The sequence below is a fragment of the Rhizobium leguminosarum bv. viciae USDA 2370 genome (genome assembly GCF_002008365.1).
In the GTDB taxonomy this organism is placed as follows: domain Bacteria; phylum Pseudomonadota; class Alphaproteobacteria; order Rhizobiales; family Rhizobiaceae; genus Rhizobium; species Rhizobium leguminosarum.
Genome location: NZ_MRDL01000037.1, coordinates 183,625 through 204,705, shown reverse-complemented (window position 1 = coordinate 204,705; position 21,081 = coordinate 183,625). Strand labels below are relative to the sequence as shown.

Here is a 21,081-nt window from a genome sequence, read left to right as displayed (position 1 = left end):
AGTCGCTCGGCAAGCGCCGTGACGATTTCGGCGTGCTGGCGGCGTCCCTATACGACTTGCAGCCTTGGCTTCGGTGGTCGGTTGGCAAGACTGGCCCCTTCGCAAGCCGCAATTTCGAAAAGTCCCATTCTCACTCTGTCGTCGCCGGGCCAGGCGGCATCGAGGAGCGTGGTGATCTTCAGATCGGTCTCACGCATATGGGACCATACGGCGCTTTCCGGATCATATTTCCCACAAACCTCGGTCCTATTTTTTCCTGGCGCCTGGTGAATTTTGTGGCGAAGAGAATGGTTGGAGAGAGGTTGCGGTCGCGCCGGTTCTCCACTCCGAGCAAAGGCGAGTGGGTGGCATTTCGATGCACGAGAACACCCTTGCTTCTGGTCTGGTGCAATCTGGACTGAATTCGAAAGAAAGTCATCGCTCATCAGCCAGGATACTCGCGAGAGCATGGAATTTGACGTGGGGATCGTCGGCGCAGATCCGGCCGGCCTGTCGGCGGCGATCCGCCTGAAGCAGGTCAATCCCGATCTAACCGTCGTTCGTGCTCGAGAAGGGTGCCGAAGTCGGAGCGCATATCCTGTCCGGCGCCGTGGTCGATCCGATCGGCATCGACCGGTTGCTGCCTGGCTGGCGTGAAGATCCATCCCTTCAAGACCGAAATGACGGAGGATCAATTCCTGTTCCTCGGACCCGCCGGGTCTCGCCTGGTAACGTTTGTCGCTGGCTCGCCACCAAGGCGGAAGAGCTTGGCGTGGAAACGCTGTCTGCTCTTGCGGAAACGGAAGCGCCAGCGGCACTCCGAAGAAGATTGGCGGCCGGGGCCGCCAACTGATTGTAGCATCCGGCTCTCAATGAGCGGTGTGTGATCTGCCAAGCCGCGCATATATTTCTGGCTTGGCCACCTTGAAGTATTGAGCAAGCGCCACTCCAACGAACTGTACGCCAAGCACGCTGTACAGCAGCCAGACGTGCTCGCCGGGTGCTCCGCCGACAAGCACTTCGAAGTTCGCTGCAATCAACACTGACAGCCAGATGAAGGCGATGGAGGAGATGAGCGGGCACAGGCACGACTTGAGGAAGCTGATCCCTTCCTGACGGCGTCCAATCCGCACATACCAATAAAGCGATGACAGGTTGACGATGGTCATCAGCACGATAATGCCCGCAGAAGCGACTGAGGCCAGGCGGCCGAACAGCAGATCGGGATTGGCCCCGCCGACAATGAACGGCATCAGGATCACCGCCGTCATAATGGATGTCGTAATTGACGACATGTAGGGCGAGGAATGTTTGCCATGCACCTTGTTCAGAAACTTCGGCAGCGCGCCGTCCGTGCCGAGGTTGAAGAGGTAGCGCGACAGAACGTTCTGCGTCGACAGGCACGATGCAAAGGACGAGCAAAGCACAAGCACCGAAATCACCGTGTTGAAGCGGGGATTGACGAATTTGCCGAAGGCGGAGGGAAACATCCCGGCCGGATCGTTCGTGGCGACCTCAGCGGCGTTGGCACCATAAGCAATGATCAGGGCATAAGTCGCGAATGTATAGAGCGCGCCCATGAAAATCACGCTGCCATAGGTGGCACGCGGAATGGTCACATCCGGGTCGCGCAGTTCATCGCGGTACAATGCGGTCGCCTCGAAGCCCAGAAACATCATGATGGCAAACAGGAAGGCAAAAACCGGGTTGTTGCTCCACAGGTTGGCGGGCAGAAGCGGCGCGCTGGCGGGCAGGCTGCCGTCACTGCCAATCAGGACGCTGACGGAGAAAACGAGGACTACGGTGATCTCCAGCATCATCACGAAGCTCAGCACTTTTGCCGACAGCTCGATGTGGAGATAGCCGAGAACCCCGATCGCGACCCAGGCAAAGAACGAATAGAAATACCAGGGCAAGGCGCTGCCGTTCATCTGCGTCATCAGATTAGCAAAGGATACGCCGAAGAACGAAATGACCCCTGCGAGCAACAGGAAGTAGCAGACGGCGGCCAGAAGCCCGGAGCCAAGGCCCATCGACTTTCCGATGCCGTAGCTGATGAAGGCATAGAAGTCCCCCGGCCGCTTCACGATGCTGTTGAGCGTGACAAACCCGACTGAAAAGATCAGCAGCAGCAATCCCGCACCGATATAGGCGACGGGCGTTCCCACGCCGCCGAAAATAACGGAAAAGGGAACATATCCGGCCACCACGGTGAGCGGTGCCGAAAAGGCCAGAACGGTTAAAGCGAGGCTTACTGAACCCATGTTTCCAGCCAAACGGGTGCTGCCTCCAGTTGTGCTGGACGGAGGCGTGTCCAAGGCTGCGGTTTGATGTGTATTCATTTGTTCCCTCTTTCCACTAATTATTAGCGTTTTTCATCTCGGTCCAGAAGACAAACTCTCTCCGGAGCTCGTCGCCTGCCCCGCCATGGCCCAATCCGGTACCGCTGTGGAAAAGTTCTATTGTTCCATGTCTGGGGGTTCCGAGAGCGTATTAGCTCTTTCCACGACGGAATGTGTCAATGTGAGACATTGGCGGGCATGGACATTTGGACGGGACCAACGAAGCCCGTCAGACGAAACCACCGGCTGCGGGGCGAAGCGGATTTCAATTCCAAGGGTGATCGAGTGATTGAGCGCCACGCGCTGAAAGCTGAGCCACTACGGCGAAGGTTTCGCAGCTAGGGGAACGCACCAGCAAGAGTCCATCGAACGCCCCTCGGCCAGTGTGGTTATTGTGAACGGTCTCAATGGCAGCGAGCTTCGCCCCTCGTTGAAGAGGGGCTGGCTCGTAAGGATCCCGATCGGAAAGGGTTACCTTGGGGACGTGACTCATTCTACGTTCTAGCGCTCATGAAAGCGGCGCTTTCGTTTGATAGGTCTGGATCGGCTGTCGGCGTCTGCGGACTAAACCCGGATGTGACGATAGTCTTTCGATCTGGACGCGTGCCTCACATTGAGACAGTTCCGCAAGCTGTAGCTGGCATAGCTTATTTGGAAATGTCGAAAGGTCCACAAGCACTGTACGGATGCATCAGTCTGGGAACAAAAAGATCGAGACACGATTTGCGTGGCTTGCCGGGAGCGAAGATAAGATGATCGACCTCGCGGCAGAGGTGAGTGCCGCTCAAGGTGCGCCTGCCGCAGTCCGGGCAACTAACTTTCAGATTGCAGGCGAACACGGATGCAAGTGTTCTGAAATAGCCTTCATCACGCCCATGAGATCGGCAATTGGGATTGGCTTTATTTTTGATCACCGCGACATCGAACATCATAATGCTGATGATCGCGCTACCGATCCTCGCCTGGGATCTTCTGGGCTGGCCGTTTGGTCACAACGATCAGTTAGCACCCATTTGCAGGACAGGCGGTGCCTCTCCTGCATGATATAAATCTCACACCAGATATCAGGAGAAAAACATGTCGGAGAAAAGCTCCGGGATTATTCTCGTCTCGCCTCATCAATTCCCGGATGTCGCCCGCGAACAGGAACTCGCCAAGATCGTCGGCATGGAGATGGTGGTAGCCAAAGACCAGACAGAGTTTAGCTCCCTCATGCCGCGTGCGCGTATCGTAATGGTTACTCCTTACGGCAAGGTGAGGGCGGAGGAGATTGCGCGCCTAAGCGACTGTGCAGCAATCGTGCGCTATGGAATAGGCTACGACAATATCGATGTCCTGGCAGCAAAGGCGGCAGGGGTTCCGGTCTCTATCGTCCCGGATGCTTCAACCGAAGAGGTAGCCTCCCACGCATTCGCAATGGGACTCGCGCTTGCACGGCGCATACAGCAAGGGTACGCAGCTATCCTGGCGGGCGCGTGGGCCGGCAAGATCGGATATGACGCCCCCAAGCTGACCAGGCTCAAGATCGGAATACTTGGCATGGGACGGATCGGGCGGATGACCGCCAATTGGTGGAAAGCCGTGGGATCGGAAGTTACGGCCTATGATCCTTTCGTCGATTTCGAGGAAGTAGCGCAAGGCACGGTTGAAGAGATTGTCAAGACCTCGGATGTTCTGTCGCTACACCTGCCGTTGACCGACGAGACGCGTAACATCGTCGACGCTGCTGCTCTGAGGACCATGAAACGCTCCTCGGTGATCGTCAATGTCTCAAGGGGGGGGTGATCGATGAGACGGCGCTGGCGCAGGCTTTGGTTGCGGGCGAAGTTGCTGGGGCAGCGCTCGACGTCTTCACGCAAGAACCCCTGCCTGCCGACAGCCCATTGCGGCAGGCGCCGAACCTGATCTTGACCCCTCATATCGCCTGGCGCTCGGATGCTTCGGTTGGGGCGCTGCAGAGCGGGGCAGTCGAGCGTGCTCGTTTGGCACTGGTCGGCGAAGCGCTGCCTGATCGTGTTGCTTGAGGCAGTGAGAGTGGGATCGGAGGCCTCGCCCTCTGATCCCGTCGATTGCAGATCGCCGATTGGCTTTCTGTCTCGGTTCGAAGTAACAAATTTGACATAATTTCGGTACCGCCGTTTATTCTGATATCGTTTTGACCAATTCCAGTGCCATGATCATGCGATAAAAAAAGCCCAAGGGGCGAAGAGGGAACGCAGGATGAACTTTGAAGGGACTTTACGCGAGGCTGCTATCAGCCATTCCGCATCAAACAGCGGAATGATTGCCTTGACTAACCGCAAGGCCATCGTCGCTCTCCGGGAGAGATTCTGTTCAGATCCTGAGAAAGTAGATCTCTCCTACCTTCGCCCGGTTATCGCTCGGTCCTGGCGGCGCAGCATCCTTTGCGATGTCCGCCCGGACAGTCAACTGCGCTGCAGAGTCATCGAACCGGCGCCTGATCAAGCTTTTCTGCAGATCGCAGACCCTGTCGTGACACGACTTCAGCAATTGTGCGAGGATGTCGGTGGCTTAGTGTGCCTCACCGATGCTGCCGGCACCATCTGGCGGACGGCTGGCTCGCGTGAGGTGATGTCTTGGGCTGACAGGCTGTTTCCGGTGTCAGGCGGATCCATGTCTGAGGACGTTGTCGGCACCAATTCCGAGGGAACCGCGATTGAAGAAGGAGCCGCCGTCCAGGTTTGGGGACCCGAACACTTCCACGAATCGCTCTCCGGCATCTATTGCACCTCCGTCCCGATCAGGGACCCTATCCGTCGCAACATCCGCGGCGTTATCAGTCTAACTCTGCCTGAAAGCATTGCGCTTACGGTGGATTCGCGCTCGATCCTTATGACCGTTCAAAGTGCGGCCGCTGAGATCACGCAACAGATCCTAGCCAATGCCGCTCTGCCGGAACAGGCGTTGTTGACCGAGTATCTTCGCGAAACACGCAAGCGTGGAACAGATGCGGTTGTGGCCATCGGTGGCGATATGACCATCGCCAGCAAGGAGGCTAAACGCATTTTGAGCGAAGCAGACTATGCCGTTCTTTCGGCTTACTCAAAAGAGACCGAGCATTTCTGCCAGCCCGCCGAACATAGGTTTCGTTGCTCGTCGGGGAAATTGCTTCAGCTTCAGATCAGGCCGGTTTTTTTCGGTGACGCTGTCAGGGGAACGACCATTCGCATCCGCGAAGGTCGTGAGCCGACGACAAATCTGATGGCCGCATGCCCCACCGGCGACGCAACCTTCCCCCGGCTTCATGGCAAGAACCTCCAATTTCGGCTGGCTTTGCAACAGCTTGTTACCGCAGCTGCCCATAAGCTGTGCGTCCACATCATCGGCGAGGCGGGGGTAGGTAAAATAGAAGCGGCCAAGGCGTATGCTGACATCTTGGCGCGGAGGGAGGATATACGTTCATTCACCGGCGTTCGCGATGATGACCTCCAGCAGGTCTATGCCGCTCTTGCCACGCCGCCCGCTCGGGTTTGCCATGTCTTCTGCCATGTCGACCGGGCCCATCCCGAGGCATTGACGGCCCTGCAGACACTCTGGCCCCGTCAGGCTGGGGCAGTATTGGCGCTGACCTCTGCCTCCATTACTGACGACATGATGCCGCTCCTAAATCATCTGGAATGCGTCGAGGTCAAGATGCCCGCGTTGAACGTCCGACGAGACGATATTCCGGGTTTGGTCAATCTGTTCATTCAAGAATGCAATCCTGCCGGTTCCGCTACAGCGAAGCTGCTTGATCTGCTTTCCAGTTCGGAACTCCCCGGCAATGTCGGGCAACTGCGCGACATCATTCGCACCGCCGTCAGCAATGCCAGCGGCAACAGGATCGATGTGAAAGACCTGAGTGAGTTTCATAAGAAAAGTCTGATGCGAAATAGGCTGAGCAGGCTTCAGCAAGCGGAACTGAAGTTGATCCGTGAGGCAATCCTGGAGGCTGACGGTAACCGCGCAAAGGCGGCAAAGCTTTTGAGGATCGGGCGCTCGACTCTCTACAGAAAAATTGATTCCTACACCGTTCGCGGATTTGACGTCTGACGTCTGTTCCCTGCCTCCGCTTGACGCATGCTATCGAAGCGAGGGTGGTTCATGCTGGCACAGTCGACGTTGCTAAACTCCTGCTATCCAGACCCTTGCAGCGCTCGCGCTTATAGCCTTCCTTCGGGTTGTGGCTAAGTTCGTCGCGGCATCTTCGCACAGTTAGATTCAGTTGGGACGGATGATATGCAGACTCGACACTTTGCCTATGTAAAGGCGAATTGGCACAGCAAGATCGTCAACCGATCGCTTGAGGGCTTTCTGAGCCGTGTCTCCGCCGAAGAGGTGGAAGTCTTTGATGTGCCCGGCGCCTTTGAAATGCCGCTCATGGCGCGCGATCTCGCAAAAACGGGGAAATATGACGCGGTCGTCGCTGCGGCACTTGTCGTCGATGGCGGAATCTACCGGCATGAATTTGTTGCGCAGGCCGTGGTAGACGGATTGATGAGGGCAGGGCTCGAAACCGGTGTTCCCATCTTGTCGGTTTCTCTCACACCCCACCACTTTCATGAGGGCTCGCATCATGAGGCCGTTTTCTATGAACATTTCTTCACGAAGGGGGCGGAGGCGGCTGACGCCGCTCTTTTGATCACGCGCACCCGATCCGAAGCCCTGCGCTGAAAAACAAAGCGCCCAAGGTTTGACCCTGGGCGCTTTTCCAATCGGACAACGAGCCGGTATTTACTGGGCCGTATAGCCGCCGTCTGCAAGCAGATTTGCTCCCGTTACATAGCTCGCTTCGTCGCTTGCAAGAAATAGCACGCATTTGCTGATTTCCTCGGAACGCGCGCCACGGCCCATTGGTGTAGCGGCCGCGAAGGCGCGATTGGATTCCTCCCCCTCTTCCTCCGCCATAGCGGTCATGACAAGGCCGGGCGAGATTGCGTTCACACGGATATTGTCTTTGACATATTCCAAGGCGGCCGCACGCGTCATCATCAGCACTGCGCCTTTTGATGCCTGATAAGAGAAGGAACCTGCGCCACCTACGATGCCGTTGATCGAGCAGGTGTTTACAATGGCGCCGCCGCCGGACCGTTTCATCGCCGGGGCAACATGCTTGATCCCCAGAAACACGCCCTGCTGATTGATCTCGGTGAGCTTTTGCCAGTCACGCAAAGCTTCCTGGTCAGCAGCCTTCATCGAACCCACGATCCCGGCATTGTTGAGCAGGATATCGACCCGGCCCCAGCGACGCTCGGCCTCGGCGAGCACTTCGACCCATTCCTCTTCCGAGGCGACGTTCAGGTGCTTGTAGTGAACGTCATACCCCTTGTCGCGCAGTTCCTCTGCGACAGCTTCGCCTGCTTCATCCAGCACATCCGTTATCAGAACGCGTGCCCCCTCTTGCGCGAAAAGACGGGCATGAGCCTCGCCTTGCCCACGGGCGCCGCCGGTGATGATGGTGACCTTGTCATTAACTCGTTTCATAGTGGCTCCCCTTTTAGGTCCGTCGCTGCCGGTCCGGCAGCAGTTCTCGACTGAGATTTGCACCCTGTGGCAAGGGTGCAAATCATTTTTGATGCCTCTCAGCCCTTGAACCCTTCAGGGCGCGGCATTTCGGCGAACGGCTCGGTTTTGTGTTTGATATCGCGGATACGCGGAAGTACCTCAGTTCCCAGAAGTTCGAAGTGACGGCGATACCGCTCGGGTTGGTCAAGGTAATCGAAGGTGAAGGTGATCACCGTTCCAAAGCCGCCCGAAGCATCAAGGTCGCGCTGAAGCTTCTTGACCACCGTCTCAGGCGAGCCTACCAGCCATTTCTCACGAGCAAGATACTCGATTGGAACATTCTCGGCCTTGGTTACACCGAGTTCGGGCACCATGACCGGAATGAAGCCGCCGCGTTCATAGCCGGGCAGCATCCATTCGCGATACGCCTGCCCCATCGCGCCATTTACTGCGAGATCGATGGCCTCTTCATCTGTATCGGCCACGAGAATGTTGTGGGCAACGCGCCACTGGTTGCGATCGGGAATCCTGCCAGCTTTCTCGGCTGCTTCTGCATAGCAATACCAGTGCCCGCCAAGATACTCCCGGCCGACATTGAAGCTCAGCGGAATGGCGCCCAATTGACCTGCCTCGCTAAGGGTTTTCGAATTTGGGCTCAACCCGGCCATGGCGAAGGGGGGGTACGGTTTCTGCACGAATTCCATGAAGGGCCCCTGCTGAACCGGATCATAGTCCGGGATTTCGAAGCTCCAGAACTTGCCCTGATACTTGAGCGGACCCTTTTTATCCCAAATGAGATGCATGATCTCAAGCGCCTCAGTCATGCGCTCCTTGGGGTTGTCGTTGCCGTGGATCTTGTGGTCGGTCGGATATCCGCCGGCGCCGATACCGATCATCAGACGCCCGCCGGTCATGACGTCAAGCTGCATCAAACGATGCGCCAGGGCCATCGGATTGTGGTTTCCAGGAATATTCGCTCCTGTTCCCAGACGGATGCGTTTGGTCTGGACGGCTGCTGCAGCAAGGTAGAGTTCGGGGCTGGCGACGGGCTCCCAGCGCATAGTGCTGTGTTCAGCGACCCAGACCTCCGAAAGACCGAACTCATCCGCCCAGCGAATGCACTGCATATCCCATTCGAACCCCTTGTGCAGGTCGGTTTGCGGCGCCCGAAAAGGAACAAGGAACAGGCCGATATCCATGGTATTCTCCTAAATGTTCTCAAAAGTTAGAGCCGGCACAGCAAGACAGAGATCGTTTGCGGCGCAGGCGGTTTCTGGATTTTGGGGGGTCAGCGGACAGTGTTGCGCAGTAGTCCTACGCCTGCAACCTCGACCTCGACGACATCGCCGGAGTTGAGCCAGAGTGGAGGGGTGTGCTTGGCTCCTATCCCTTCGGGCGTGCCCGTGGTGATTATGTCGCCGGAGTTCAGGGTCAGGAAACCCGAGATGTAGGACACGAGCCTTGCGAGATTGAAAATCTGATAGCGCGTGTTCGAGGATTGAAGCGTTACGCCGTTGACGCGGGTGCAGATGTCAAGTGCATAGACATCCTCGATCTCATCCAGGGTCACAAGAGCCGGACCGCAGGGGGTGGACCCATCCAAAGCCTTGCCCGCAAGCCATTGCGTTCCGCGATATTGCAGATCACGCGCCGTGATGTCGTTTAGGACCATCAGGCCCGCGACGTGGTCCAGCGCATCCTCTTCGTTCACCTTCGTGGCGCTGCGGCCAATCACAAGCGCAAGCTCGCCTTCGAAATCGAGATTATCGGTCATATCAGAGCAGCGGATGTCGTCCTTCGGCCCGATCAGGGTCGAGGCGAATTTGGCGAAGATGTCGGGATACTCCGGCAACTTTCGCCCGGTTTCCGCGACATGGTCGGCATAGTTCAGACCAATGCACAGAACCTTTTGCGGATCGGGGATAACAGGCCCGAGGCGAACGGCATCGAGTTTGCCAACGGGGGCGATAGCGGCACTTTCGATCACTTTGGAAAGTTTGGCTGAAATCGCCGGCAGTTCGCTTCCCGAGCGCTCCAGAAAGCAGCGAAGCCCCGCAACCTCTGTCTCGCCCGCGGCGGCAAGAAGCTGGTTGAGGTCGGAGACCTCATCGCCGACGAGAATCCCTCCGAGTAGGATGGTGTCGTGGTGATAGCTGACATATTTCATGGAGAGGTATCCTCTTCAAACCGTCGCGACAGAGACCACGGCGTCGGCGAGACGCTCGGCGATATCGGCGACAACCGCGTCCGACATGGCAGAGCTGAGCGAGGCCAGATTTGCCGGCGACAGCAGCACACCGCGTTCATATGCGGCCCACCACAACTTGCGCTGAGTGGTGATGTCATAGGAGCCGTTGTCGGGGAACGGACGCAGAAGCGATCCGTCGCCGCGGACGTGCCAGCCGACAGTTGCGATACGCGTGCCGATCGCGTCGCGCGCCTCCGCACCTTGGCGGTTCATGCGAGCGATGACGTCGGGCGTCAAAAGGCACAGCGCCACCGTGCCGGCCGCCATACTGACCGGGTTTCCCGAGAAGGTGCCTGCCTGAGGGATCGACTCCGACCTCGTGGGATCAAGAAGGCGCATCAGCGGCTCGATCCCCACCATAGCTCCGACGGGGAAACCTCCCCCGATGAGCTTGCCGGTCGTCAGAAGATCGGGCTTCACTCCATAGGTGCCGATGTAGCCGCCGTGGTGAAGGCGAAGACTGATCACCTCATCGACGATCAAAACGATGCCGTGGCGGCTGGCCAGCGCCCGGGCAGTTTCGACATAATCCTTGGTCAAGGCAGTCAGACCCGCACGATTGGGCAAAAGGTCGATAACGATCGCCGCGAAGCCCGTAGGATTTTCCTCGACGGTCTGTTTCAGTCCCTCCGTGTCGTTCAAATCGACCAGAAAAACGTCGTTGGTCACGCCCTTAGGGATCCCGCGGCGTTCCTTCTCGTTGCCAGTGCTCAATGCGATATCCGAAGACCCGTGATAGCCCGCACGTGTCATCAGCACAGCACCGCGCCCGGTTGCGGCGCGCGCCAGGCGGATCGCGGTCATCACCGCCTCGCTACCCGAGTTCGAATAGCGCACCTGATCCAGATCCGGAAAGCGCGACAACAGCGCTTCTGCATGAGCCCACTCGTAGGCATTGGGTATGCCCCAGCAATTGCCGGTAGAGATCGCCTGGACGGCGGCCTCGGTGATTTCTGGATGAGCCACGCCATGGATCAACGTGGTGAAATTGTTGTTCGCATCGATCAGTTCACGGCCATGATTGTCGGTCAGCGTGCAGCCGCTGCCCTTGACCGCATAGGTAGGCGTTGCGCCGGTGAAATAGGTCGAACGCCCGAAGCCGCCGGGAAGCAGGGGAAAGCCGCGCGGACCGAATTTCGCCTGCGGATCATCTGCCCAAGGGGCTTGCATATTGAAGGTGATAGTCATTTGGAGTTTCAGCCTTTGCCTGTCCGGTTAGTACGACCGCGATGGGCGGCAAGGATGTCACCGTAAAAGCACTTCAAACTGTGTCGGTTTGATACAGCGCGGCATCAACGAAGGCGCTCTTTGGCAGCACCAGACTGGTGTTCCATACTGGTACAGTCCACGACCCGGCATGGTGGCCATATTGCAGCCAGTCCCACATCGACAGGTTTTACGGTGATGAACAATACAGCAGAACGCCAGCGGGAAGCGCCCACAAGCCGGGAAATCTTCATCGAAGCAATGGCGCGCATCCCTGGCCCAATCGCCATCATAACGACCGGAGCGGGAGAAAGGCGCAAAGGCCTGACTGCCTCGGCACTCTGCAGCCTTTCAGCCGATCACCCATCGGTCATCGTTTGCGTCAACAAGACTGCCTCGGCCTATGATGCCATCGTTTCCGAGGGACGCTTCGGTATGAATATCGTCGGGAAGTGGCAGAAGGAGATCGCAAAAATCTTTGCCCAGAAAGGTATTGATCGCTTTTCAAAGGGCACTTGGTATCAAAGCCGTAATGACGTTCCCCTGCTTGCTGGCGCGCCCGTTGCCTTAGCCTGCAATCTCGTCGAGGTCGTCGACGGCTTTAGTCATTCCATCCTTATAGGTGCGGTCGACGGTGTTTCCCTGGAGGATGAAACTTCCGCCCAATCATCAATAGTCTGGCTGAACCGTTCGTTCTGCCCGGTCTCGTGAGCGTAGCTAAAGCCACAATCGGCATCAGCGCCAAAATCCGTTCGCGCGCGTTTCAGATTGAGACAGAAGCGGCACGTCCGGCGCATGCTGGATGGCCAGTGTGGGGGCGGCAATCGTCACCTTTTTCAAGACATCCCGAAAATTACGGAGTATACAATGACCTCTAAAGCAGCCTTAGAGCATGCCGAGTTCGCGGCAGCGATCGAGGCGCGCCGCACTCAGCCGCCGGCCATCATGCCGCATGTGGTCAGCGGCGCGGACTATTTCGAGGGCGAGCTGCTGCTGCGAGAAAATCCCAGCGACACGGCCTGGACTGTGAGCGGATGCCACGATGCGCCGACGGATCTCGTCGAAAAGGCGGTCGCAGATGCAAAGAGAGCCCAACGCGGCTGGGCTGCGCTGAGCCTCGCCGATCGACTGGAGCACGTCGCCAAGGCGATCCCTTTCGTTCAAGCGCGGACCAGTGAATGGGCGGTGCGCGTCGCGCTCGAAACCGCAAAGCCGCGCGGTGCAGCACTTGCAGAAGGCGGTGAGGTGCTAGAGCTTCTTCGATCCTATATCCGGTACGCTTCTGCGCCTGGTGCTTTTGAAGATGAACGCTTTCCCGATCCCAGCGGCTGCTCCAGCGTCTCTATACTGCGCCCCTATGGCGTTTTTGGTGTCATCTCTCCGTTCAACTATCCGATCGTTCAGGCCGCCAGTGCCGCTATCGCCGCTTTGATCGCAGGCAATGGCGTGGTGATCAAGACGTCACATCTTGGACCCTGGTCGGGCCATGCTGTCTATGAAATGTGCAAGGCCATGGATCTTCCGGTCGGGCTCGTCAATATCGTGCATGGAGAGGACAAACCGGGCAAAGCACTGGTCGCCGGTGGCGTCGACGGTGTGTCCTTCACCGGATCTGTGCGCGTGGGCATGGCAATCATCAACTATATGAATTCCGGAGCCTATCCCCGTCCGGTTATCGCAGAAATGGGCGGTAAGAATCCAGTCATCGTCACCGATGACGCTGACCTTGAAGCGGCCGCCGCGGGGATCGTTTTCTCGGCCTTCGATCTGTCGGGACAAAAGTGCAGCGCACTTTCGCGCGTACTCGTGACCCCCGGCGCACATGACCGCCTTGTCGAGCGGGTCGTCGAAAAAGCATCGGCGATTGCCGTGGGCGCTCCCGAGATCGATGGATCCTATTCGGGTGCCTTGATCGACAAGGAGGCCTTTGCCCGCTTCAATGCCATCGTCGCGCAAGCAAAGACCGAAGGTTTTGTCGTTTCGGGAGGCGAAACGTTCGATCCCAAGGGTTACTTCGTGAAGCCCGCCGTGGTTTCCGGGCTTTCCGCAGCTCACGAACTGGCTATCAGGGAGCATTTCGCCCCCTTTCTTGCGATCTGCAAGGTAGCCTCTTTCGAGGAGGCGCTGGAGGTCGCGAATGCCAGTGACATGGGTCTGACAGCAGGCCTCTACACGGCATCTCCTGACGAGGCGAAAAACTTCCTTGCTGAGATTGAGGCGGGCTGCGTCAACGTCAACATCGCGGGGCATGCGACTACGGGCTGGTGGCCCGGGCCACAGACGTTCGGCGGCTGGAAAGCGAGCGGCTCCACCGGAAAACATGCGCTTGGAAAGTGGTATATCGCACAATTTGCGCGCCAGCAGGCTCGCAAGGTTCCTGCTGAGCTCAGCTACCTGGTCATCTGATCTGCAGCTGATGCCAAGGCAAGTGCCGATCTGAGCTGAGCAAAGAGCCTCGACGAGATAAACGACGCCGTAAGCACCATGGAAAGAGTGACCCAGCTGAACGCCGCAATGGCCGAGGAGGCAGGGCGACCCGCCGGCTTGCGGAACACGTAGACGACCTCGTTCAAATGGTAGGGTCGTTTGCGCTGAATGAATCGGCATTGATTCACGTCGAGAGGGCAGCCTAGCCTTGGGTCGGTTGTCTCATTGGCGATTCGCCCCACGGCTCAGCGCAACGAAATAAGGATACTCGCTTTGATTCTTGATTCAAATAAGCAGTTCTCGGCCTTTCTTTTCTATAGGGGTGGAACTCTTCTGACTTCCATAGCTGCTGCCGAGCGAGTGTGGAGTGCCTGGGCCTAATGCCAGGGCATGGAGCGCCCAAATGGGGGCAAACCCGCCCACAACGAAATGCAGTATGGTTGCGCTTAAGACGACAGCAAAGTTCCATAAATACCCTTTATGCCAGCAGCACTTAAACAAGGGATCGACGGTTCGATTCCCTTCAAGGCGTGGGACTTGTACCGACGACCTTGCTTGTTTCAAATGCTTTAGTAATCAGACATGGCTGGTAGCGTTCGCTTACTTCACAATGCGATAGGCGATATGCCGAGCGAGCGGCGTGTCAAGCATGCTGGTCGGCTCAAGCGTGATCTGATTGGGTATCGTGTCGAACAGCCGAGTCCCAGCACCAAAGAGCACCGGCACGATATGCAACTCGATTTCGTCGACAACCCCGCCGGCCAGTGCTTGGCGAAAGACGTCGGCTCCACCCATGAGGCTCACATCCTTGCCTCCGGCCGCCGACTTCGCCTGCTTCACCGCGTCGGGAATTGAACCAGCCGCGTGATAGATTCCAGTGCTGTGCGAGGCGAGTAAAGGCCGGTGGGTGACGACGAAAAGCGGCAGCTTTAACGGCCCCGTCGGCCCGTTCTCGTCCCAGTATGGGATCGAGTCGTCATAGCATTTGCGCCCGCAGATCACGGCGCCAACATTGCTGGTGAGGCGCTGCACATATGCATCGCCCTCTGCACCGCCGTTGAAGAACCATCCGTGAAGAAATTCGCCGTTCTTGCCGAGCGGTTCCTCCCTGGTCTGGCTTCCTGCGGTAATAAAGCCGTCGAGCGACATGCTGATATTGAAAGCGACCTTGGTCATGTGCGTTCTCCGTGACCGGTTGAGGTTACGCCTTCAAGACGTATGAGTGTCGGTCAAATCTACATCTGGAGCAACGAATAACTCGTCGCGGCCTTTTGATGCGTCCGAACTCCTCGGCCATTTCGGGCTTACGGCGTTGATCCGGATGCTGCGGGTCGAGGCTAAGAGCGGCGGAGCGGACGGGGCCATCGACTTCGCCGTTTGCGACCGGGAAGCCGGTCGCTGCTAGGGTCGGATCGTCGAAGAGGTAATCCGACATAGGGCGCACCTTCGTCCGAGATCAGCGGATGGTCCTGCGAGGTGATGCGAACAGTTAAAAGAACCGCAGCGGTGTCCCCCCACGCCTTTGGCCCATCGCAAGTACCGGCTGTAGAGCGTCTTCTTCGGTCCATAATCGGCCGGCGCGTCGATTTGCCAGCGATATGCGTCGGCGTCGTACCCATGAAACCTTCAAAAGTGCAGGTGGGCCGGTTCCTATCTCATCAACTGCATGACTGTGGAATGGCTGATCCGCGCGATGACACTGAGACGAGGGTAGCCGCTTAGCTCGGCTTTAGTGCGCGAGGTCGCCCCGGATCTACCCATTAAATTATTCGCCGAACAGGATTGCGCCATAGTCCGTGGCGCCGTGCAGGATATGGACGATGATCACCTTCGCGTTCTCGACGCGGTAGAAGATCAGATAGTTGCCATGAACGCGTCGGCGGATACCATGGTGCTCGTAGCGGGGAACGAGGGCGAAACCGTTGGGGCTGTCGACGAGGTCTTCGCAATTGCTGCGGAGCTCCCGGACGAATGAAAGGGCGCGGCGTGGATTGTCCCATGCGATGTAATCGGCAATCTGCTCAAGATCGTTCTCCGCCTCGTCGGAAAATTCAAGGATCATGCCGATTTTTCGGCCTGATCAGCCATCACACTGTACTTTGCCTCGAGCCGGTCGAAGACATCGCTCGCTGGCTTAGTCCGGCCCGCCTCGGCATCGGCAATGCCGCGCGTGATGGAAGCATCCAGTGCGGCAAGCCGGGTCTCCCGGTCCTGAACCAGTCGAACACCTTCGCGGAGGACTTCGCTTTTCGAGCCATAGCGACCTGTGTCGACAAGCTGCTGGATATAGGTTTCGAGCTGCTTTCCCAGATCGGCACTAATCATTCTGCTCTCCATCGGTTTTGATGGAGACAAGATATGTCGTTTATCAACTATTATCAAGCGTGATCGTTCTCTCTCTCTCTCTCTCTCTCTCTCTCTCTCTCTCTCTCTCTCTCTCTCTCTCTCTCTCTCTCTCTCTCTCTCTCTCTCTCTCTCTCTCTCTCTCTCTCTCTCTCTCTCTCTCTCTCTCTCTCTCTCTCTCTCTCTCTCTCTCTCTCTCTCTCTCTCTCTCTCTCTCTCTCTCTCTCTCTCTCTCTCTCTCTCTCTCTCTCTCTCTCTCTCTCTCTCTCTCTCTCTCTCTCTCTCTCTCTCTCTCTCTCTCTCTCTCTCTCTCTCTCTCTCTCTCTCTCTCTCTCTCTCTCTCTCTCTCTCTCTCTCTCTCTCTCTCTCTCTCTCTCTCTCTCTCTCTCTCTCTCTCTCTCTCTCTCTCTCTCTCTCTCTCTCTCTCTCTCTCTCTCTCTCTCTCTCTCTCTCTCTCTCTCTCTCTCTCTCTCTCTCTCTCTCTCTCTCTCTCTCTCTCTCTCTCTCTCTCTCTCTCTCTCTCTCTCTCTCTCTCTCTCTCTCTCTCTCTCTCTCTCTCTCTCTCTCTCTCTCTCTCTCTCTCTCTCTCTCTCTCTCTCTCTCTCTCTCTCTCTCTCTCTCTCTCTCTCTCTCTCTCTCTCTCTCTCTCTCTCTCTCTCTCTCTCTCTCTCTCTCCCTCCTGCTGTCCGCGCCGGCCATTGCTAACTCAGCAATCTGGCTGAAGCACCTTGACCGCAGGACCATCGCTCCATCGGCAAAAACAACGCAGGCGTCCTCATCGGTCCGGTTTGGGCGGCATCAAATTGCCGAACTCCATCGGAAAAGGAAATATGATCGTCGAGGTCTTTTCGCCGGCGATGACGTTCAATGTACTCAAATAACGAAGTTGCATGGCCTCGGGTTGCCTGGCGAGGATTTCGGCTGCTTCAAGCAGTTTGGCTGCAGCCTGCTGTTCGCCTTCGGCATTGATGATCTTGGCGCGCCGCTCGCGCTCGGCTTCCGCCTGACGGGCAATTGCGCGGATCATCGATTCGTTGATGTCGACATGTTTGATCTCCACATTGGCGACCTTGATGCCCCAGGCATCCGTCTGGGCGTCGAGGATTTCCTGAATGTCGATGTTGAGCTTGTCGCGTTCTGCCAGCATCTCGTCGAGGTCATGTTTGCCGAGCACCGAGCGCAGTGTGGTCTGGGCGAGCTGGCTCGTCGCCATCATGAAGTCCTCGACCTGGATCGTCGACCTCTCGGGATCGACGACCCTGAAATAGATCACCGCGCTGACGCGGACCGAAACATTGTCATGCGAAATGACATCCTGGCCGGGCACGTCGAGCACCCGCGTGCGCAGGTCGACCCGCATCATCTGTTGGACATAGGGGACGAGCAGGATCAAGCCGGGCCCCTTGACACCGGTGAAACGGCCAAGCGTGAAAACCACGCCGCGTTCGTATTCGCGCAGGATCTTGATCGCAGATGCGACGACGACGAGCAGAATAAAGATGATCACAAGATAGAAGGCGAGATCTGCAAACATGCCCATGACTTTTCCTCCTGCATTCTGAAGGCCGTCAGGCCTCCTGCGAACTGCGGACCACTTCGAGCGTCAACCCATCCCGGCCGGTCACTTTCACACGGTCGCCGGCGGCAAGCGGCTCAGTTGAAATGGCCTTCCAGCGTTCGCCATGAGCGATGACGAAGCCCGAGATGCCCGTCCAGCTGTCGACCTTGCCTGAAATTCCGATCATCTGCTCGCCGCCGGTGACGACATCGTGCCAGCGCGAGATGAAGGCGAGACGGGCAATGACAAGGCTAAGAGCGAGGCAGGCGACGGCGATTGCGCCAAGCACCGACGAGGAAACCTTAAGCCCGGGTATGTCCGTGTCAAACAAGATGGTAGCGCCGAGCACCAGTGCGATGCCGCCGCCGACGCCGAGTGCGCCGAAGGACGGCGAATGCGCCTCGGCCACCGTCAGACCCACGCCGAGAATAATCAGCCCGAGGCCCGCAAAACTCACCGGCAGCAAGGCCAAAGCATAGAGACCAAGCAGCAGGCAGATGCCGCCGATCGTTCCCGGCACCAGCGTCCCGGGCGTCAGAAACTCAAAGATCAGGCCGTAGATACCGACCATCATCAAGATCAGCGCGATGTTCGGATCGGTGATCACCGAAAGCAGGCGGGTTCGCCAGTCTGGTTCAAGTTCCTGGACGATGAGACCCGATGTTTCGAGCCGGACATCCGTTTGACCGACCCGCACGACCCGGCCCTGCGCCTGTGCGAGGAGATCGTTTATATCGGCCGCCACGAAATCTATGACCTTCTCACGCAGAGCTGCGGCGGAGGAAAGGCTCGCGGCCTCGCGCACGGCGCGCTCCGCCCAGTCGGCGTTGCGATTGCGCAGTTCCGCAAGACCGCGGATATAGGCCACCGCATCGTTGATCGCCTTCGCCTCGCCGGCATCGCGCGGCACTTGCCGCTGCTTGCCGGTCGTATCAGGGCTGTCGTTTCGGTCACCATCGGATGGTCGGCCGCCAAGTGCGATCGGCGTCGCCGCACCCAGATTGGTGCCTGGTGCCATTGCCGCGATATGGCTTGCGTAAAGAATATAGGTGCCGGCGCTGGCGGCTCGTGCTCCGCTGGGTGCAACGAAACTCGCGACCGGTATCGAGGAGGCAAGGATCGCACGAATGATGTCGCGCATCGACGTGTCGAGACCGCCGGGCGTGTCGATCTGCAGGACAACCAGGCTGGCGCCACGTTCATTGGCCCGTTGAAGGCCGCGTCTTACATAGTCGGCCGTCGCCGGGCCAATCGCCCCGTTCATCTTCAGGACTATGGCGACACGCTCAGCTTCAGATGCGGGCGTCGCCAGGCCCAAAGCCGAGAACAACGTCAGCAGCAAAGCAAGGATTGACGGCATCCACCGCCAAAGCTCCAAACGCCACACAATCGTCCGCCGGACTCTCATATTCTGAAATATATGGCAGAACTGCGAAACGGTAAGAGACAAGTCTTTTCTCTGCGCCAGTCAAGCGCGGCTAGAAACATTGCAAGCGTCCCCCGCAGCACAATCCCATCCGCATGTGATCAGTTCGAGCGCTGCGACAGAGCAGGTCTCGGACCTCCGAGGGTTCGCCGATAGCGAAAAGCCGCTCGGCGGTTAGAGCCGAGCACGATCGCGCAGGACATGATTGAACCGATGGACGCCGAAGGTGTTGAACGCTTCTATATCCTCAGCCATGACCTTGGTGGCCCGGCCTCCGTCGCGCCGGCCTATTTGGCAGGTGACAGGGCAATCTCCCATTTCGTTCTTCGGGCTTCCGCGTTTTGTCAATCAGTTATAGGTAAAGCCAACTCGCTTATGAGATTGTCGATCATCCACCTCCCACCCTGCCCGGGCGGCCGTGATCGCTTAAAAGCAATTGACAGGGGTATTGGCTTCCACCCATCCGGTGAATTCTCAACTTCGGTCCGAGGTCTCCGGAGGCGTCCTGTTTTCAAATCCTCTTCGACGAGATGGACTGGCATCAACCCCCACCCGAGGCCAGCACGCAGGAATTCCTGTTTCGAGCCCAGGTCGGCCACCCGCCAGACCTTCTGCGAAAACACCCCGAAAGATCGCCCAGTTGATCGAGAAGTCTTGTCTGATATTATAAGCTGGTTGTGCTGAGTTAACGCCGAATGCGTGATCGGCTCTCGTTCCATTGAGAGAGGATGGCTACTTCCGACGACGAGACACATGGGTATGTCGCAAAGCGGTGTCGTCACGAATTCAGAGGGCGCGTCGGGCAAGGTGCCAATGACCGCAAACGAAGCCTGGCTGTCCCAGACGGTTTGCAACGTCGATCCGAGCGACTCCGAATATACCGAGAGAGTGGTATGGGGAAATTCCCGCCTGAACCTGTCTATGACGGCTGTCAGTCTCGATGTTGGCAGCATCACATCCACCGCGAACGCAAGTTCCGCTTCTATGTGACCCTGAAAGTTCGCCGCCTTGGCTCTGAACGCATCGGCTGCATCGAGCGCAGCCTTAGCGTCCGGCAACAATGCCCTGCCATGTTCAGTCAGTTCGGTGCGCCTACCATTCTTCCGGAATAGGGCATAACCAAGTTGGGACTCCGTGGCTATGACGGCCTCGCTGACCGCCGACTGCGCCTTGCCGAGGAAGCGTCCGGCCGCTGAAAGGCCTCCCTGCTCCGCTACGGCGACAAATGCCCTTAGGCGCTCAAGCGAAACGTCTTTCATAACAGCCCCATCGGAAAGTCCGATAAAACATATCGAGTTTCATCGGCTTCTCAAGCGACCTCTTGATGCTTATTCGAAATGAACAGCAGCGCCGATAGCAATGGAGACATCAATGCCAGACTCTACACCAATTGAGATCGCCAAGACGTTTTTCGGCCACTGGAATGCCAATCGCGTCGACGAGGCCTTGGCAATGCTCGCTTCCGACGTTGTCTACGACAACGTCCCGCTCCCTAATATCGTCGGCGCTGACGCCGTCGCGAAGTTCCACAAGGAGTTCGGCATCGGTACCGCATTCACCTTGGATTGGCAGGTGAAAGCGATCGCGGCAGACGGCAACGTCGTCCTGAACGAACGTGTTGACATCTTTCGTCACCAGAGTGGTGGTACCATTACGCTCCCCGTCATGGGGACCATCACGGTGGTTGACGGGAAGATTACCGTGTGGCGCGATTATTTCGACGCAGGTGATTTCGACCGGCAGCTGTCGCAGATCAAACACTAAGCAGCAGAGCCAAGTCCATAAACACATCACCCTCCGCCGGGCCTCTCCAGCCCCGGGGCGCAGCCGTGCGCCCTCGCGCATCGCTAGGACAACACGAATGACCCCTCCGATATAGCTCGCCGTGATGTGCTAACGCTGATGGCCGCTGGAGTCGCCGTTAGCGGCCTGCCGCAACTGGCAGCAGCGACTTCGGCCGCGAAGGGCGTTTCCAAATCACAGAAGGCGTCTCCGCAAAACGCCGTTTGGAATCACGACCAGGTGGCTCTGCTGATCATTGACTATC

Annotated in this window: 16 protein-coding genes and 3 pseudogenes; 8 read left to right on the top strand and 11 right to left on the bottom strand. The window is 57.7% G+C overall.

Translation table 11 applies throughout. The features are described 5' to 3' along the window. Positions 1-29: 29 nt before the first annotated feature. Positions 30-401: pseudogene (locus BS629_RS40555) on the top strand (dimethylsulfonioproprionate lyase family protein); the annotation flags it as partial. Between the two features lie 46 nt (positions 402-447). Next, positions 448-784 (top strand): annotated as a pseudogene (locus tag BS629_RS20040) (NAD(P)/FAD-dependent oxidoreductase); the annotation flags it as partial. A 64-nt stretch (positions 785-848) separates the two neighbouring features. On the opposite strand, the gene BS629_RS20035 reads toward BS629_RS20040, so the two are convergent. After that, a complete protein-coding gene (locus BS629_RS20035; RefSeq protein WP_077988361.1) occupies positions 849-2,321 on the bottom strand; it encodes an APC family permease in 1,473 nt (490 codons plus the stop codon). Between the two features lie 1,077 nt (positions 2,322-3,398). On the opposite strand from BS629_RS20035, the pseudogene BS629_RS20025 reads away from it, so the two are divergent. From BS629_RS20025 to BS629_RS20015, 3 genes and pseudogenes are all read left to right on the top strand, one after another. Further along, positions 3,399-4,345, top strand: a pseudogene (locus BS629_RS20025) (C-terminal binding protein). Between the two features lie 196 nt (positions 4,346-4,541). Next, positions 4,542-6,374, top strand: coding sequence for a sigma-54-dependent Fis family transcriptional regulator (locus BS629_RS20020; RefSeq protein ID WP_077988359.1), 1,833 nt, complete (start codon positions 4,542-4,544; stop codon positions 6,372-6,374). Positions 6,375-6,560: 186 nt separating this feature from the next. Then, positions 6,561-6,995: a 6,7-dimethyl-8-ribityllumazine synthase gene (locus BS629_RS20015; protein WP_077988358.1), complete on the top strand. Its 435-nt coding sequence runs from the start codon at positions 6,561-6,563 to the stop codon at positions 6,993-6,995. Positions 6,996-7,055: 60 nt separating this feature from the next. Here BS629_RS20015 and BS629_RS20010 read toward each other — a convergent pair whose 3' ends face one another. The 4 genes from BS629_RS20010 to BS629_RS19995 form a co-directional block, all read right to left on the bottom strand. Further along, positions 7,056-7,868 carry an SDR family NAD(P)-dependent oxidoreductase gene (locus tag BS629_RS20010; RefSeq protein WP_198943673.1) on the bottom strand — a complete coding sequence of 271 codons (813 nt, stop codon included), beginning with the start codon at positions 7,866-7,868 and terminating at the stop codon, positions 7,056-7,058. A 35-nt stretch (positions 7,869-7,903) separates the two neighbouring features. Continuing rightward, positions 7,904-9,025 carry an LLM class flavin-dependent oxidoreductase gene (locus tag BS629_RS20005; protein ID WP_077988356.1) on the bottom strand — a complete coding sequence of 374 codons (1,122 nt, stop codon included), beginning with the start codon at positions 9,023-9,025 and terminating at the stop codon, positions 7,904-7,906. Positions 9,026-9,114: 89 nt separating this feature from the next. Continuing rightward, a complete protein-coding gene (locus tag BS629_RS20000) occupies positions 9,115-9,993 on the bottom strand; it encodes a fumarylacetoacetate hydrolase family protein (protein ID WP_077988355.1) in 879 nt (292 codons plus the stop codon). Between the two features lie 15 nt (positions 9,994-10,008). After that, positions 10,009-11,262 carry an aspartate aminotransferase family protein gene (locus BS629_RS19995; protein WP_077988354.1) on the bottom strand — a complete coding sequence of 418 codons (1,254 nt, stop codon included), beginning with the start codon at positions 11,260-11,262 and terminating at the stop codon, positions 10,009-10,011. A 216-nt stretch (positions 11,263-11,478) separates the two neighbouring features. On the opposite strand from BS629_RS19995, the gene BS629_RS19990 reads away from it, so the two are divergent. Continuing rightward, the gene (locus BS629_RS19990) at positions 11,479-11,991 is read left to right on the top strand and encodes a flavin reductase family protein (protein ID WP_077988353.1); all 513 of its coding nucleotides are present in this window, start codon (positions 11,479-11,481) and stop codon (positions 11,989-11,991) included. An 84-nt stretch (positions 11,992-12,075) separates the two neighbouring features. Beyond that, a complete protein-coding gene (locus tag BS629_RS19985; protein WP_077988352.1) occupies positions 12,076-13,686 on the top strand; it encodes an aldehyde dehydrogenase family protein in 1,611 nt (536 codons plus the stop codon). A gap of 621 nt (positions 13,687-14,307) precedes the next feature. On the opposite strand, the gene BS629_RS19980 is transcribed toward BS629_RS19985, so the two are convergent. From BS629_RS19980 to BS629_RS19955, 6 genes are all read right to left on the bottom strand, one after another. Further along, positions 14,308-14,883, bottom strand: coding sequence for a dihydrofolate reductase family protein (locus tag BS629_RS19980; protein ID WP_018245371.1), 576 nt, complete (start codon positions 14,881-14,883; stop codon positions 14,308-14,310). A gap of 589 nt (positions 14,884-15,472) precedes the next feature. Then, complete coding sequence (locus tag BS629_RS19975; protein ID WP_018245370.1) at positions 15,473-15,769, bottom strand: type II toxin-antitoxin system RelE/ParE family toxin; 297 nt, start codon at positions 15,767-15,769, stop codon at positions 15,473-15,475. Further along, positions 15,766-16,032, bottom strand: coding sequence for a type II toxin-antitoxin system ParD family antitoxin (locus BS629_RS19970; RefSeq protein WP_018245369.1), 267 nt, complete (start codon positions 16,030-16,032; stop codon positions 15,766-15,768). The genes BS629_RS19975 and BS629_RS19970 overlap by 4 nt, the downstream gene beginning before the upstream one ends. Before the next feature lie 793 nt (positions 16,033-16,825). Further along, on the bottom strand, positions 16,826-17,590 hold the full coding sequence (locus tag BS629_RS19965) for a slipin family protein (RefSeq protein ID WP_018245368.1): 765 nt from the start codon (positions 17,588-17,590) through the stop codon (positions 16,826-16,828). A gap of 28 nt (positions 17,591-17,618) precedes the next feature. After that, positions 17,619-18,968, bottom strand: coding sequence for an NfeD family protein (locus BS629_RS19960; protein ID WP_018245367.1), 1,350 nt, complete (start codon positions 18,966-18,968; stop codon positions 17,619-17,621). A gap of 410 nt (positions 18,969-19,378) precedes the next feature. Next, positions 19,379-20,293 (bottom strand): LysR family transcriptional regulator, encoded by a 915-nt coding sequence (locus BS629_RS19955; RefSeq protein WP_018245366.1) that lies wholly within the window; start codon positions 20,291-20,293, stop codon positions 19,379-19,381. Between the two features lie 112 nt (positions 20,294-20,405). On the opposite strand from BS629_RS19955, the gene BS629_RS19950 reads away from it, so the two are divergent. Further along, a complete protein-coding gene (locus BS629_RS19950) occupies positions 20,406-20,798 on the top strand; it encodes a limonene-1,2-epoxide hydrolase family protein (protein WP_018245365.1) in 393 nt (130 codons plus the stop codon). Positions 20,799-21,081: the final 283 nt, after the last annotated feature.

What these genes read in the sequence shown, in the direction of transcription:
- BS629_RS20035 (WP_077988361.1), bottom strand. Translation starts at nt 2,321, where the DNA reads ATGAATACACATCAAACCGCAGCCTTGGACACGCCTCCGTCCAGCACA.
- BS629_RS20020 (WP_077988359.1), top strand. Translation starts at nt 4,542, where the DNA reads ATGAACTTTGAAGGGACTTTACGCGAGGCTGCTATCAGCCATTCCGCA.
- BS629_RS20015 (WP_077988358.1), top strand. Translation starts at nt 6,561, where the DNA reads ATGCAGACTCGACACTTTGCCTATGTAAAGGCGAATTGGCACAGCAAG.
- BS629_RS20005 (WP_077988356.1), bottom strand. Translation starts at nt 9,025, where the DNA reads ATGGATATCGGCCTGTTCCTTGTTCCTTTTCGGGCGCCGCAAACCGAC.
- BS629_RS20000 (WP_077988355.1), bottom strand. Translation starts at nt 9,993, where the DNA reads ATGAAATATGTCAGCTATCACCACGACACCATCCTACTCGGAGGGATT.
- BS629_RS19995 (WP_077988354.1), bottom strand. Translation starts at nt 11,262, where the DNA reads ATGACTATCACCTTCAATATGCAAGCCCCTTGGGCAGATGATCCGCAG.
- BS629_RS19990 (WP_077988353.1), top strand. Translation starts at nt 11,479, where the DNA reads ATGAACAATACAGCAGAACGCCAGCGGGAAGCGCCCACAAGCCGGGAA.
- BS629_RS19985 (WP_077988352.1), top strand. Translation starts at nt 12,076, where the DNA reads ATGCTGGATGGCCAGTGTGGGGGCGGCAATCGTCACCTTTTTCAAGAC.
- BS629_RS19980 (WP_018245371.1), bottom strand. Translation starts at nt 14,883, where the DNA reads ATGACCAAGGTCGCTTTCAATATCAGCATGTCGCTCGACGGCTTTATT.
- BS629_RS19975 (WP_018245370.1), bottom strand. Translation starts at nt 15,769, where the DNA reads ATGATCCTTGAATTTTCCGACGAGGCGGAGAACGATCTTGAGCAGATT.
- BS629_RS19970 (WP_018245369.1), bottom strand. Translation starts at nt 16,032, where the DNA reads ATGATTAGTGCCGATCTGGGAAAGCAGCTCGAAACCTATATCCAGCAG.
- BS629_RS19965 (WP_018245368.1), bottom strand. Translation starts at nt 17,590, where the DNA reads ATGGGCATGTTTGCAGATCTCGCCTTCTATCTTGTGATCATCTTTATT.
- BS629_RS19960 (WP_018245367.1), bottom strand. Translation starts at nt 18,968, where the DNA reads ATGCCGTCAATCCTTGCTTTGCTGCTGACGTTGTTCTCGGCTTTGGGC.
- BS629_RS19955 (WP_018245366.1), bottom strand. Translation starts at nt 20,293, where the DNA reads ATGAAAGACGTTTCGCTTGAGCGCCTAAGGGCATTTGTCGCCGTAGCG.
- BS629_RS19950 (WP_018245365.1), top strand. Translation starts at nt 20,406, where the DNA reads ATGCCAGACTCTACACCAATTGAGATCGCCAAGACGTTTTTCGGCCAC.